Below are 13,053 nucleotides of genomic sequence, written 5' to 3'. Positions count from 1 at the left end.
TTGGCCCTGGTTGCCGGCGTTAGGCGCCGACGCATTTCAGATAGCCGCGCGGCGAGCTTGAAAGCACAAGCTTGCCGTTCAAAACCTCGTCGGCCTCAAAGCGGGTCGTCTCTGCCATGTAAGCCGTGAGCGCCGCGTAGGGCTCGTCGCCGGCGCGCCAGATTTTCGAGCGCTTGGTGGGGGTCTGCGATGCGTCGGCCCAGCCGAGAACCGTATCCGCCACGACCATGTACTGGCCTTCGGTGACGAGCGGGCCGTAGGCGCGCAATTCGTCCAGCACGTGGTCGCGGCTGTGATCGCTGTCGAGCACGACCATGACCGAAGCGCCCTCCGGGATTTCGGCCTTCACCTTCGCCAGCGTTTCGGCCGTCGTCGACGGGCCTTCGATCAGCGTGATGCGCGAGGACATCGGGTGCTTTTCGATCGAGGCGCGATTGTGGGCGCGGATGTCGATGTCGACGCCGATGACCTTGCCCTTGCCGATCAGTTGCAGCATCGCGGCCATGAAGATCACCGAACCGCCGCGGGCGACGCCCGTTTCGATGATGACGTCCGGCTTGGTGTTCCAGATGACTTCCTGGGTTGCCATGACATCGGCCGGCATCTGGATGATCGGCACGCCCATGAACGACCAGAGGTAGGAATAGTCATATTTGTCGAGCGTCACCAGCGTGTCGAGAGACTGGCGAAAGGCGTCGTCGTCCTTGCCGAGCGCGAGCGACATTTCCTTCTTGTGAGCCTCGAATGCGAGACGATCGTCTGCTACTGCCATAACTGCTGATACCCTTTTCGGATACAATCCACCAATACGCCGGAGGTCACGATTCGCGGTCTGGCAACCTCGTCGATTCGTAATCGCTTTCCTGTGAACGCTTTCATGTCGGCAATTGCAAATACGGTCAAGGCCGGTTTCTTAAGGGGGAAAAGAGAGGGCGTCTCGCTCGCTCGTGGAAGTTTCAAATGTCGCGCTTCAACCGAGTTCCTACACCCCTCGCGGGTCTCATTGTCGTCGAACGTCAGCGCTTTGGCGATGATCGCGGCTTCTTTTCACGCTTCTTCTGCCGCGAGGAACTCGCCGATTTTGGCGCAGACGGTTCGATCGCGCAGATCAATCACACATTGACGCAGGCGGCAGGCACGGTTCGCGGCATGCATTTCCAGCGGGCGCCGCACGACGAGACGAAGTTTGTCTCTTGTCTCGCCGGCACGGTCTTCGATGTTGCCGTCGACATGCGGCCGGACTCCCCGACCTACCTCCAATGGCATGGCGAAGTGCTGAGCGCAGAAAACGGGAGGTCGATGATGATCCCCGGGGGGTTCGCGCATGGATTCCAGACGCTTGCCGCCGACTGCGAGCTGATCTACCTGCACGACAAGCCCTATGCGCCGCAGGCCGAGGGCGGGCTCAATGCCCTGGATCCAAGGCTGGGGATCGCCTGGCCCTTGCCGGTCGCGCAGATGTCGGCACGCGACCAGGCCTTCCCCATGCTCAGGGCCGAGTGCTGACTGCCGCACGCTGACCGTCGTTGACTTCATGGTGGATGGGTGGACAATGACCTTTCCGCGCCACCACGAGAGAGAAGGGGTGTCGACGATGACGATCGCCAGAAAACTTCAGGACTATATCGATGGTGCGGGTGTCGCCTATGACACCGTCGCCCATCACCGGACAGCCACCACCAGCCAGACGGCGCGAGCGGCACATGTACCCGGCAGCAGGCTTGCCAAATCCGTGGTCGTCCACCACGAGATGGGCTATGTGCTCGCCGTTGTGCCGAGCACGCACCGGGTTGAACTCTCCACCTTGCAGGACGTGATGGACCGGCGCCTCGGTCTCGCTTCGGAGGAGGAGGTCTGCAACCTCTTCGCCGATTGCGATATCGGCGCGGTGCCGCCCATCGGTTCAGCCTATGACGTGCCGGTGTTGCTCGACGAAAGTCTGGGCGACGTAAACGACGTCTACTTCGAGGGCGGCGACCACAAGACGCTGGTGCATATGAGCGGATCGAACTTCCGCAACCTGATGAAGGGTGCGCAGATCGCCCGCTTCAGCCACCCGGCGTAACGGCCGCTCAATGGCGAATTTGCCAATCCGGCGGTTCGCCGGGGCGACGCTTGCGCGCGCCTTTCGCCTGGCCCTAAGGGGATAGCCGGCCGGTGGTCGGGCTTCGGCGCTCGGATACAACCTCGGGCTTTGCCAAAGCGGCGGCAGGGGCAACTCGCGTGGCCATCGAGCCCGTGATCGGCGACCGTTGGCTCGGTCCCAGCCGCGACGGCTATCTTCGCCTAAAGGTAATCACCCGATGTCGTGAAATTCGACAATAACCGGCGTGCCGTTATTGCGAATACTGAGTAGAGCCAATCGACCCCGGCGCATTCGCAAGCGTCACGTGCCGCTGTTGCTCACGGGAGGACCGCTCCGGTGATGAAGCTCATGTTCTAACCTGCGGAACATGCAAAATCGTCCGATGGTCTGCGGCTATCGGCAAAACAATCCTTGCGAAACAGTCACCGAAAGAATCGGTATCCGATAAATTTCCGTTGTGACAAATGAAAAATCTGATTTACTGCACCTCGCTGCTTGGCTTTTCGGGGGATATTGCCGATGGAGTGCACCCGCAGGGATATTATGCTTGGTGGTTTGGCGCTGCTCGGCGCCGGCGCGGTACAGAAACCGGCCTTTGCCGCAGCGACGGCCTATTTTTCCGACCCGGCAGTCGACAATGGCGTGACCTATCGAAGCACGAATTTCGCCAAGATCGACAGGAAATGGCAGCGCCAGGTTGTCAAGTATTTCAGCAGCGAGCCGATCGGCACCGTCGTCGTCGATACCAGACACCATTTTCTCTACCTGATCATGGAGAACAAGACGGCCATCCGCTATGGCGTCGGCGTCGGGCGCGAGGGCTTCAAATGGTATGGCCGCGCCACGATCGACCGCAAATCGCTCTGGCCGCGCTGGACCCCGCCGCCGGAGATGCGTGAGCGTCACCCCGAACTGCCCGAGTTCGTCGAGGGCGGTTCGCCGAAGAACCCGCTCGGCCCGCGCGCCATGTACCTGCTTCGCGATGGCGTCGATACCGGCTATCGCTTCCACGGTACGCTGGAGCCGGGCAGCATCGGCAAGGATGCTTCCAGCGGTTGCATCCGCATGTTCAACGAGGATGCGATCGATCTTTATCAGCGATGCCCGATCGGCACCGCCGTGCAGGTCCTGCCGCATATCGCCGACAAGGCCCCCGAGGTCAGCCAAGCAACCCCGGTCGCAACTCCGGTCGAATGAGGAATATCACCCTGATGCCCGCTATGCCCGGATATACGAGGCTGCTTTCTGTTGCTGCCATTTTGCTGACGCTGACCGCCTGCAGCACCACCGAGATTGCCGCGGTCGAAGAACCGTCCGTGGCGCCGATGACCGGACAGACCGACGATCCGGCGCCCGGCTTCGAAACTGTCGCCGCTGGCAGCGAAGAGGATTTCATCCTCAATGTCGGCCGACGGACCTACTTCACGCAGGACTCGGCCACGCTCGATTCCGTCGCCAAGGCAACGTTGGACAAGCAGGCCATCTGGCTCAACAGCAATCCGCGCTGGCTCGTCAAGCTGCAGGGCTTTTCCGACGATTCCGGTTCCGCGTCGAAGATGGCGACCCTGTCGCAGCAACGCGCCGATGCGGTCATGGCCTATCTCAGCTCGAAAGGCGTGGACCCGAACCGCATGTGGGCCAAAGGCTACGGCAACGATCGCGAGGTTCGCGACTGCACGGAGCGCTCCTGCAAGGTGCAGAACCGCCGCGTCGTCTCCAATCTACGCACCGAACGCGACGCGATCTGATCGCGCGTCGCCTGCACGTCTTTCGGAGAGCGCAAGCGGATTTCAGCCGTTGCGCTCTCGCAAGGAGGACGACCTCTCATCGCGAGTTCGTGACATAGTGGTGGACCGTTCCTTGCTGAACGGGAACTGCCCGCGACCAGACCACCATCCACTGCCCGCCTCTGCATTCGTCGGTATTCATGTGGCCCCGGAAAATTACTTCGAGTTGCGCGCGGCAGCGGATGACCGCGCAGTCTCCCTGCCTCCGGGCGGCGACAATGTCCCGAACCGGGGTCCGATCTTCCAGAACATCGAGGCTGCAAGTTTCGTGTGTCACATTCGCCGGTGACGCCGATCCATGGTTTTCCCGCAAGCCACGCGAAATCAATCCCCGCTATGCCGCATAGAAACGTTGCACACGAGGGACGTTCTTGGCCACCGCAGACACCCGAATATCCCGCGTCGGACAAACGCTCATCAACATAGCCTTGCGTGCCGCAGTCCCTGCTTTTGGCTTCCTCGCAATGATTGCTCTATGGGCGGCGGGTGTGACGCTGTCGGGGGTTCCTCCGTATATTCTTCCGGGCCCGTTGACGGTGGCCGCGACGATGATCGGCGATTGGCACATCTTGGGACCGGCGCTTTGGGCGACGACAAAAACGACGCTGCTTGCCCTGCTTTTCGCCCTGTTCGGCGGATGGGGCATCGCCGTGTCACTGGCGCAGGCACGGTGGATGGAAGCGTTTTTTGCTCCGCTTGCCGTGGCGATCCAGGTGACGCCTATCGTCGCGATTGCACCGCTGATCGCCATCTACGCGCCGACCCCGCTTGTGGCGCAATTGATCTGCGCGTTCATTGTCGCCTTCTTCCCGATCATGCTGAGCACATTGCAGGGGCTGAAAAGTGCCGAGCGCCATCACGCCGACTTGCTCCGCACCTATGGCGCGTCCCGGTGGCAGACATTTCGCTATCTGCAAATTCCTTCCGCCCTGCCGGGCATTTTCGGGGGCGTCAAAATCGGCGCAGGCCTTGCGTTGGTCGGGGCCGTCGTCGCGGAATTTTCCGTAGGACAGGCGGGTGAGCATGCTGGCTTGGCCTTCCGGCTGTTGGAAGCACAAAGCCGACTGTTCACGCCCCGTGTCTTTGCGGCGCTGGTGCTGCTTGCAGGACTCGGGGCCTTGCTTTTTTCCGCGACGGCATTTCTCTCATGGCTAGTTCTTCGGCGCTGGCATGAGAGCGAACGCGCCTCGAAGGGCTAAGGCTGGCAATAGGTTCGGCCGTCGCAGAAGGTTCATCTTTTCAGGCTCAGCCCGACGCCCTTGCAGGAAAAGCGTGTATCGAATGCCCGGGTGTAATCGGTGTCGGCCTTGAGCAGCTTCACCTTTACCAGTTCGTCGGCAAGCTGCTTATAGCGTTCTGCGGTGAGGCAACCGATGCCCTTGTCCAGCGCATCGCCGCTATCGACGATCCCGTACTGCCTGATCTTCTCGATGGCATATTCGATCTGGCCATCCGTCATCTCGGGGTTGGTGGCCTTGATCAGCGCGTTGGCCGCCGCGTTGTCCCCATAGAGATAGTTGTACCAGCCCTCGATCGAAGCATCGACAAATCGCTGCACGAGATCGGGATTGCCGTCGACGAGGCTTTGCGGCACGGTGATCGTCGTCGCGTAGGGCTTGTAGCCGCTGTCGGCGAGAAGAAAGATCTTCGGTTCCGTGCCGGTCTGCTTTCGCACTTCATAGGGCTCGGCGGTGATCAGTCCCTGTTGGGCCGATTGTCTGTTGGCGAGAAACGGCGCGGGGCTGAAATTATAGGGCCTGAATTGCCCGTCGTGGAAACCGCCGAAGTTGGCCTTCATCCATTCGAAATACGCTCCGAACCCGCCCTGCGTCATGTAGATCGTTTCGAGCTTGGCCAGATCCTGGAATGTCTCGATGCCGCTGTCGGGATGAGCCAAAATGACCTGCGCGTTCTTCTGATAAAACGCTGCGACATCGACAAGGGGAATGCCCTGTTCGATGCCGACGAGTTGCTCCTGCTGGGTTCCGAGATAGAAATCGAGCTTGCCCGTCAACAGCAAGGCACGGTTCTGCGCTCCCGGCCCGCCCTGCAGGATTTGGACATCGAGGCCGTATCTGGCATATGTGCCATCAGCGACCGCTTGATAGAAGCCGCCGTGATCGGCCTCGGCGAGCCAGTCGGTGCCGAAGCGGACCTTGTCGAGCGAATAGGCGGGGGAGGCGGCCGAGATTGCTGCGAGTGCAATCATTGCCGCCTTGCCGGAAGCGGTATGCGTGGTCATTGGACGTTCCTGATGGGGAGATGTGAAACGCAGGGGATTGTCGCTCTTGGTTGCTGCCCAGATTCGACCCAGCGGCTCGAAAAGCTGCATCATTTCTCCCCTGCGTCAGCATGCTGCTATGTATCTGCCATTCTCTACGGGCTCTCAACATTCCAGCGGCATGGCGTCGCCGGAAATCCCGCGCACGCTCTCATTTGAACAGCATCATGATGTTGCCGGCGTCGGAATTCGCAATCTGCAGGGCTTGAATGGCAAGCTGCTGTTGCGCCTGAAGGGCTTTGAGCCGGGTTGACGCTTCGTTCATATCGGCGTCGACGAGGCGGCCAATGCCCTTGTCGAGGGTGTCCATAAGGGTTTGCGCAAAGTTGGTCTGCATGTCGATGCGGGTCTTGGCCGAGCCGAGCGTGCTTGCGGCGGACGTGACCTTTTGCAGCATAACGTTGAGCCCGGACATGTAGTTGTCGAGGCTGTTTGCGGGACCTGTGATATCCACATCGGCTATATCAAAATCGGCAATGGGGCCGATGTTGTCTTTGACCTTGTCGATGGCGATGATCGAACGCATTCCTTTCTGGGGGTGCATGTTCGGATCGATATCCAGAACGACATTGCCAGCGTTGGCGCTGACTTTGACTCCATGGTTGGCCAGCGCTGCATTGAGAACCTGTGCCATCTGTGTGGCGGTGTTGATAAAACCATCTGTGGTACCGAGTGTGGCATCGACCAGATTGCGGTCGATGCTGATCTGCTCGACGGTGTTGTGCACCTTCAACTCGAACTGAAATGCGACCTCGCGATAAATTCTGAACGGCGATGTGAATGCAAACTGCGTTTTGGCATGGTCGCCAATGCTGGCACTCGCGACACCTGCTGTCGTTGTGGGGGCGCCGGCAAGTCCGGTTGTGCCGGCCGGGGAGCGGGTAATGCCGCTGATCCCGACGCTGGCCCCGCTCGACACTCCAGAGGTCTGGAACTGCAGGCTGGCCCCGATTGTGGTTACGGCGACATTGCTGTTGATCGCGGCAGCGAAAAACGCCTGCGTCAGAACCGCCGCATAGTCGGCCGCACTGGTAATCGTGCCCGTGGAAACGCCGAGCGTCGAATTGATCAAGGCTTCATCGATCGTCAGCGTCTGCGAAATCACGCCATCCACATCGACATGAAGGCTGACGGCTTCACCTGCGGCGAGCGTAACAGGCAAACCCGTCGTCTGCCATGTCTGCGTGGTGGAGGAAATAAATCCTGTTGCTCCATTCGGGCTACGCGCTACGCTCCCGACCGTAACGCTGGCTTCCGTGCTGCCCGAAGTCTCCTGGCTGCGGAACTGCAGATTGGAGCCGACCGCGGAGACGGTGACATTGTTGTCAATCCCTGCTGCGACCAACGCTTGCGCCACGACCGCCCTATAATCGGCCGCGCTGCCGATCGAGCCGGTGGAGACACCGAGCACCGAATCGACGAGGGACTTATCGATGACGAGCGTCCGCGAGATCGCCCCATCGACATTGATGTCCAAGGTTATCGTGTCGCCGCTCGCGAGCGTGATGGGCAGACCTGTCAGCTGCCGTGTCTGAGTTCCTGGCAGTCCGGCATCGCTGAGCAAAGCTGAGCGGAATCCGCCGATATCGCCCAGGCTGCGAATATCTCTCTGTAGCGCGCCGCCGCCGCCGACATTGAATAGACTGACATCCGCGAGATTGACCTCGGTCGTGCCGACTTGCACCAGGCCGTCGGCGGACCTGATGAACGACGAGGTGAGGCTCGTCGGCAATGAGGACAGCTCCCACAGGTTTTGCGGCGCATCGGTCTTCAGCCAGTTGACACCGTTGAAGCTTGCCGAGGAGGCCGTCGACAGAAGTTGCTGCTTGAGTTGATCCAGTTCCTTCTGGACCTTCGTCTTGTCAACGCCAGGTTCTTTCGCAGCAACTAGCTTCGCCTGAAACTCGCTGAGAATATCCACCGTCGTATCGAGGCCGGCATAGCTGACATCGATTTTCGCCGCTCCGAGGCCAAGGGCATCGGTAACGGCGGAAATGGCCATGTTATCGGAGCGCATGGTGGTGGAGATCGACCAATAGGCGGCGTTGTCGGTCGCCGTCTGCACGCGCAAGCCAGAGCTGATTTGGTCCTGTGTCCGTGAGAGCTCGCTTCCGACGCTGCGAAGGGTCTGCAACGCGGCCATAGCGGCCGTATTCGTCAAAATGCTGGTCATGTTAAAAGGCCCGTGAGCACAGGCTAACCCCCGGACCTCGAGACCAGTCCGGCACAAAGGGTTAGCAATGGTGGGAACACTTTTAACGGTTAACCACTGGGGTGCCCGCCATCATGGCGAGACCGTCACCCTAAAAACCAGGTAGCTGGGTGGTTTAGGGCTCGCTCGGCGGGATGCTCATTCCGCAATCCAGCCGAACACTTTCGTTAACGTTTTTGCAACAGGATAGGTTAACAAAAGGTTAACGGCGCCGCCGCCGGGATACCAATTTTAAACGAATCATCCCTGTATCGGGAATAATGCCCGAAGCGAGGACACCATTTGGCGCCAGCATCAGCGCTCTAGCCTGTCGTGGGGACGCGCGAATTGCGGTATGACGGTCGCGACGAGTTCGAACTCCGTTTCGAAGTCAGCTACAAGCTGAACGAATTTCGTCTCAACTTCGTCGGTGTCGCGGATATCGTTCACAGCGACGGAGTTTTTCCGCAGGAAGCGCGAATAGAGGCGCCCTTCGTCGGAAGCCTCGGCTGGGAAATGGACGCGTTCCAGCTCTTTCACATATGCTGCCGCGGTGATCGCCTCGATGACGCCTTTGCGGGCTTGATGATTTGAGATCGGGCCAACTTCGGCATTCAGTTTGAGGTATCCCTTGACACCATCGTCGCCTGCCCGGACTTCGACCCAAGCGATGAGCGGATAGCCTGCCCACCAATTTTGGCAACCGGGCCAGGCAATCCCGGTCCTTTCGAACTCCTCATGCCATCGTACGGGCAGAAAGCTCACGAGGTTCTTCTGCAGCCCAAAACAGACGAACCTGCTGTTGCCGATCCTGATCAATTTTCCGCGCTCGGGATTGTCGCCAAACAATCGACTGATCGCGGGGCCGAACCCCGTGTCGGTGCTGCGTTCCGCGATGAGCCCCATCACCTTCCTATGATCCCGATAAAACTGGCGTGCCAGTCTTTGCATTTCGGAGGGGTCTTTACTCAAGTCGCTCAGTTCCTCAGGACTATCGAAATGATGGGTCGATCATTGCAATCCAAGGATGATCGGTAAGTCAATTATTTCAAGGAGAAAAGTGGCGCACCCGACATCCGCCATATCAATTTTATAGTCGTTTTTTTTTCAAATAGTTAGCCTGAAACTATGTTGCGTTTTGTGCAGCAAAATGTGCAGCAAAAATCTGCACTTTTCCCACAAATTCGAATTGAGAGACGCCGCCCCGGAGGACGACCGGAGCGGCGCTGAAACGCAGCCTTGTTAGGACAATTTGCCAATCAGGGAAAGGACTCTCATGATGAGGTATTCTCATACCATACATGCCTATGACGGGCAAGACGAATTGGTCGGCTCGCCGACCTTGGACCGTCCGATCCGCCTCACGCAGTTCCCGACCATGGCCGCGACTAAGAAGAAGGACATGCGCCTGTCGCTTCGGCAGCTTGCCGGGCTGATCGAACAAACGGAAGCCGACGACAAGTCGAAGCTGCCGTGGTTCAAGATGGCCGTCTTCGGCAACAATCGCGCTGCCTCGCCGTCGGGGTATTCCTTCCGCAGCAACGCCAACGTCGTCGCCGTGAGCGGCATTGAAGCGGACTATGACGGCGAAGAGATCATGCCCGAAGACGCCCGCGACATGCTGGCCGAAGCTGGCATTGTGGCGGCCGTCTACACGACGCCCTCGCATTCGCCCGACGCGCCTCGCTGGCGTGTGTTCGCCCCCTTTAGCAAAGAGCTTCAGCCGAGCGAGCGCGAACGCCACATGGCGCGCCTCAACGGCATATTCGGCGGGTCGCTCGACGATGCGTCCTTCACGCTGTCGCAAAGCTACTATGGCGGTAACGTGACGGGCCGTCTGAAGGTCAAGACCTTTCTTGTCGACGGTCGGTATGTGGATTCCGCCTCCGATCTGGACGCCACGGCGAAAGGGAAGCGCGGGCGGACCAAGACCGCGAATGACAATCACGGCTTCGACGAAGCCGCCTATCTTGACGCCATTGCGACCGGCGAGTCCTACCATCCGGCGGCCATTGCCTTGGCGGGCAAATGGGCGGCCGCTGGCGTGCCATATATCGAGGCGCTGCAGCGCCTCCGGGCGGCGTTCGACCGGGTGCCGGAAGTGGACCGGGACTCGCGCTGGAAAGAGCGCGTGGCCGACCTGCCGACGGTCCTGAATCACGTCTACGGGAAGCAGGTCGAAGAGGACATTGCCGAAGAGAAGCGTCGGGGCGAGGCGTTCGACGAGATTCCGACCGCCGAAGAACAGGCGGAAATCGACGCCGACATTGAAGAGCTTGTCGGCGGTAAGGCCAAGGCCGAAACTGATGGCCTGACCTTTCTGAAGCCTTCGGAGTGCAGCGCCAGCGACACCCGGCGGTATGTGATTAAGGGCCTTGTGGCCGAAGGTGACGTGGCATGCATTGTCGGCGCTCCGGGCGTCGGTAAGTCGCTGTTAGCGCCGCGCCTGGCCTATGCCGTTGCGCAGGGACAAGACATTTTCGGGATGCGCGTTCGGCAGGGTGGCGTGCTTTACGTCGCGGCCGAAGATCAGCACGGTATGCGCGGCCGCGTGGCAGCCCTCCGACGCGAACACGGCGAGGCCGACGACTTCGCTCTTGTCGCTGCCGTGGCGGACCTGTTGAGCAAGAACAGCGAGCACTTGAAGCGGCTGAAGGCGGCCGTGAAGGATCGGCGGCCATCGCTTGTCATTATCGACACGCTCGCCATGGCGTTTCCCGGCCTTGAAGAGAACAGTGCAGAAGGAATGAGCCGCGTCGTCGCCGTCGCCCGTTCGCTGACCAAGTGGGGAGCGGCCGTGATTCTGATTCACCACGACACCAAGGACGGGCAGCAAGGACTCCCGCGCGGTCACTCGCTCTTGAATGGCGCGCTCGACGTGTCGCTTCACCTGTCGCGTGGCGAGGACGGCATTGTCCGGGCAAAGCTGACCAAGAACCGCAACGGTTCGACCGAACGCGACATCGCCTTCACCATCGGCACGCAAGCGCTCGGGCTCGACGAAGACGGCGACATGATCACGGCGGCCGTTTGCCGTGAACTCGATCCGGGCAGCGCACCGGAACGGAAAGAACACCTGACGCCTAGCGCGAAGGCCGCCTACGAGACCTTCCATTACTTGCTCGACGGTCGCGACGCCGTGCCAGAAGGCGAGCTTCGCGAGGCTTGTATCAGCGGGCGGAAAGTGTCGGCAGCGGACGACGCCGATAGTCGTCGACGCGCCTACAAGCGGGCAGTCGAAGAACTCACACGCAAAGGGAAGGTTGTCTTCAGTGACGGCGAATATCGGCCGCCCGAACACGGGCATGAATCCTTCGATGAATTGGTTTGAGGGGGATTCGATGGCAACCGAACGTCACCACGGACAGGCAGCGGGCAGCGGACGGACACGGACACTGCCCGGACATGTCCGGTTATGTCCACCCGGCAAATCGCGTCGTGCGCCGGACGGACACGGACAAGCCCCTTTAGGGGCTGTCCGGCTGTCCGGTCGCCGATGCACTGGTTTTGTCTTCATTCGGGGCGCGCGCAAGCACGCTAATGAAGCGACCGTCTCCGTTAGCAACCGGGTCCTTCCCCGGTGGCGGCCGTCGCGGGGAGCGCGGAGCCCCGGCTTTTCGATCTGCGAGGAAAAATAGAAAATGGACTCTACGATTTTGTCGGACATCGAAGAACTGGTCGGCACTGTCCGTAAGCAACCAACCGACACGCTCGTCACGGCCGAAGAGCTTGCCGAGTGGCTGGGCCTGTCGCGCCGCCGCATCGACGAACTGACCATCGCGGGCGTGCTGACCCGTGCGGCCCGTGCCCGCTATGCGCTCCGGGCGTCGATCCTCTCCTATTGTGCTGACCAGCGGTCAAAGACTTCCGGCCGCGGCCGCGCCGATCCCGCCTATACGGCGGCGAAGACCCGCGCGGCGGAAGCGACTGCGGAGAAGTTGGAAACCGCGAACGCCGTCGCTCGCCGTGAGCTTATTCCCGCGGCCGAAGTCGAGCGCGAATGGTCCGCCATTCTTCGGGAAGTGCGCGCGGCCATGCTCGCCCTGCCATCCCGGTTGCAACAGCGCCATGGGCATCTGACGATGCACGATATTAATGCAATCGACCGGGAGATTCGGGATGCCCTCGAAGAGGTCGCAGATTCTTAGGAGGAACTGGAATGGATGACGAAGATCGCATGCGTGAACGTTTGGTTAAGGTAGGGCCTCAAGTTGCAGCGCGTGCTAAGCTTGTAAAGTTTCAGCACTTCATCCCCGGCCATTGGTTTTCCGCCGCTGCCTCGGAATGCGTGCAGATGTTTATTCATGGGCATTTCTACGGGTGCATTTCGGTTGCGCAAGCCTATGTCGAAGCGCTCGGAAAATATCTATCTGGCGTTCATCAAGTTCGGGTATCCAACGACCCCCCGATTCTTTGGGGCCGACTTTCCAAAGAGGGAATCGTATCGAAGGATGTCGCCGCAAGCGCTAAGTCGCTATTTACGGATCGAAATGACTTTCATCATTTGAACAAGGATTTAGAGCGAGACCACTCAAAATTAGAACAACGGGCATTGCATTGCTTGGATGCGATTTATGACATTGAGTGCGAGATATTTGCGTACTCAGTTTCCGAAGGCGTTGTAACAATTCACAAGCCCCAATATTGGCCCGAAGGTAGGGAAAAGGGTACGGCCCAAGTCTTCATTCGAAACATTCGCGTTTGATGT

At 59.8% G+C, this 13,053-nt stretch carries 12 protein-coding genes; 8 read left to right on the top strand and 4 right to left on the bottom strand.

The window, feature by feature from the left end; all coding sequences use genetic code 11:
• Positions 1-19: 19 nt before the first annotated feature.
• Positions 20-772, bottom strand: coding sequence for a cephalosporin hydroxylase family protein (locus tag ACQ5BM_RS23095; RefSeq protein WP_429816427.1), 753 nt, complete (start codon positions 770-772; stop codon positions 20-22).
• A 188-nt stretch (positions 773-960) separates the two neighbouring features.
• Here ACQ5BM_RS23095 and rfbC point away from each other — a divergent pair, with 188 nt between their 5' ends.
• The 5 genes from rfbC (at position 961) to ACQ5BM_RS23070 (ending at position 5,072) form a co-directional block, all read left to right on the top strand.
• Positions 961-1,506, top strand: coding sequence for a dTDP-4-dehydrorhamnose 3,5-epimerase (gene rfbC, locus ACQ5BM_RS23090; RefSeq protein WP_429816424.1), 546 nt, complete (start codon positions 961-963; stop codon positions 1,504-1,506).
• 88 nt (positions 1,507-1,594) lie between these two features.
• Positions 1,595-2,065, top strand: coding sequence for an aminoacyl-tRNA deacylase (locus ACQ5BM_RS23085; RefSeq protein WP_429816656.1), 471 nt, complete (start codon positions 1,595-1,597; stop codon positions 2,063-2,065).
• A gap of 540 nt (positions 2,066-2,605) precedes the next feature.
• Positions 2,606-3,283: a L,D-transpeptidase gene (locus tag ACQ5BM_RS23080; RefSeq protein ID WP_429816422.1), complete on the top strand. Its 678-nt coding sequence runs from the start codon at positions 2,606-2,608 to the stop codon at positions 3,281-3,283.
• A complete protein-coding gene (locus tag ACQ5BM_RS23075) occupies positions 3,280-3,834 on the top strand; it encodes an OmpA family protein (protein WP_429816420.1) in 555 nt (184 codons plus the stop codon). Before ACQ5BM_RS23080 ends, ACQ5BM_RS23075 begins: the two co-directional genes overlap by 4 nt.
• Before the next feature lie 410 nt (positions 3,835-4,244).
• Positions 4,245-5,072 carry an ABC transporter permease gene (locus tag ACQ5BM_RS23070; RefSeq protein ID WP_429816417.1) on the top strand — a complete coding sequence of 276 codons (828 nt, stop codon included), beginning with the start codon at positions 4,245-4,247 and terminating at the stop codon, positions 5,070-5,072.
• Positions 5,073-5,104: 32 nt separating this feature from the next.
• On the opposite strand, the gene ACQ5BM_RS23065 is transcribed toward ACQ5BM_RS23070, so the two are convergent.
• The 3 genes from ACQ5BM_RS23065 to ACQ5BM_RS23055 form a co-directional block, all read right to left on the bottom strand.
• Positions 5,105-6,115: an ABC transporter substrate-binding protein gene (locus ACQ5BM_RS23065; protein WP_429816415.1), complete on the bottom strand. Its 1,011-nt coding sequence runs from the start codon at positions 6,113-6,115 to the stop codon at positions 5,105-5,107.
• Between the two features lie 190 nt (positions 6,116-6,305).
• Entirely contained in the window at positions 6,306-8,327 is a 2,022-nt protein-coding gene (locus ACQ5BM_RS23060; protein WP_429816412.1) for a flagellin, read from the bottom strand.
• A gap of 333 nt (positions 8,328-8,660) precedes the next feature.
• Entirely contained in the window at positions 8,661-9,251 is a 591-nt protein-coding gene (locus ACQ5BM_RS23055; protein WP_429816409.1) for a hypothetical protein, read from the bottom strand.
• Positions 9,252-9,828: 577 nt separating this feature from the next.
• Between ACQ5BM_RS23055 and ACQ5BM_RS23050 the strand changes: the two genes are divergently transcribed.
• The 3 genes from ACQ5BM_RS23050 to ACQ5BM_RS23040 all read left to right on the top strand — a co-directional run bounded on the left by ACQ5BM_RS23050 (position 9,829) and on the right by ACQ5BM_RS23040 (position 13,050).
• The gene (locus tag ACQ5BM_RS23050; protein WP_429816406.1) at positions 9,829-11,676 is read left to right on the top strand and encodes an AAA family ATPase; all 1,848 of its coding nucleotides are present in this window, start codon (positions 9,829-9,831) and stop codon (positions 11,674-11,676) included.
• A gap of 325 nt (positions 11,677-12,001) precedes the next feature.
• Entirely contained in the window at positions 12,002-12,493 is a 492-nt protein-coding gene (locus tag ACQ5BM_RS23045) for a hypothetical protein (RefSeq protein ID WP_429816404.1), read from the top strand.
• Between the two features lie 11 nt (positions 12,494-12,504).
• On the top strand, positions 12,505-13,050 hold the full coding sequence (locus ACQ5BM_RS23040) for a hypothetical protein (protein ID WP_429816403.1): 546 nt from the start codon (positions 12,505-12,507) through the stop codon (positions 13,048-13,050).
• Positions 13,051-13,053: the final 3 nt, after the last annotated feature.

The sequence above is a fragment of the Ensifer sp. B1-9 genome, assembly GCF_050474445.1.
Classification (GTDB): Bacteria; Pseudomonadota; Alphaproteobacteria; order Rhizobiales; family Rhizobiaceae; genus Ensifer.
The sequence above is the reverse complement of the archived record's forward strand: the minus strand, read 5'-3'. Positions and strand labels throughout refer to the sequence as shown.

Excerpts from the sequence above, each read along its gene's own strand:
- ACQ5BM_RS23095 (WP_429816427.1), bottom strand. The coding sequence starts at position 772 with ATGGCAGTAGCAGACGATCGTCTCGCATTCGAGGCTCACAAGAAGGAA.
- rfbC (WP_429816424.1), top strand. The coding sequence starts at position 961 with ATGTCGCGCTTCAACCGAGTTCCTACACCCCTCGCGGGTCTCATTGTC.
- ACQ5BM_RS23085 (WP_429816656.1), top strand. The coding sequence starts at position 1,595 with ATGACGATCGCCAGAAAACTTCAGGACTATATCGATGGTGCGGGTGTC.
- ACQ5BM_RS23080 (WP_429816422.1), top strand. The coding sequence starts at position 2,606 with ATGGAGTGCACCCGCAGGGATATTATGCTTGGTGGTTTGGCGCTGCTC.
- ACQ5BM_RS23075 (WP_429816420.1), top strand. The coding sequence starts at position 3,280 with ATGAGGAATATCACCCTGATGCCCGCTATGCCCGGATATACGAGGCTG.
- ACQ5BM_RS23065 (WP_429816415.1), bottom strand. The coding sequence starts at position 6,115 with ATGACCACGCATACCGCTTCCGGCAAGGCGGCAATGATTGCACTCGCA.
- ACQ5BM_RS23060 (WP_429816412.1), bottom strand. The coding sequence starts at position 8,327 with ATGACCAGCATTTTGACGAATACGGCCGCTATGGCCGCGTTGCAGACC.
- ACQ5BM_RS23055 (WP_429816409.1), bottom strand. The coding sequence starts at position 9,251 with ATGGGGCTCATCGCGGAACGCAGCACCGACACGGGGTTCGGCCCCGCG.
- ACQ5BM_RS23050 (WP_429816406.1), top strand. The coding sequence starts at position 9,829 with ATGGCCGTCTTCGGCAACAATCGCGCTGCCTCGCCGTCGGGGTATTCC.
- ACQ5BM_RS23040 (WP_429816403.1), top strand. The coding sequence starts at position 12,505 with ATGGATGACGAAGATCGCATGCGTGAACGTTTGGTTAAGGTAGGGCCT.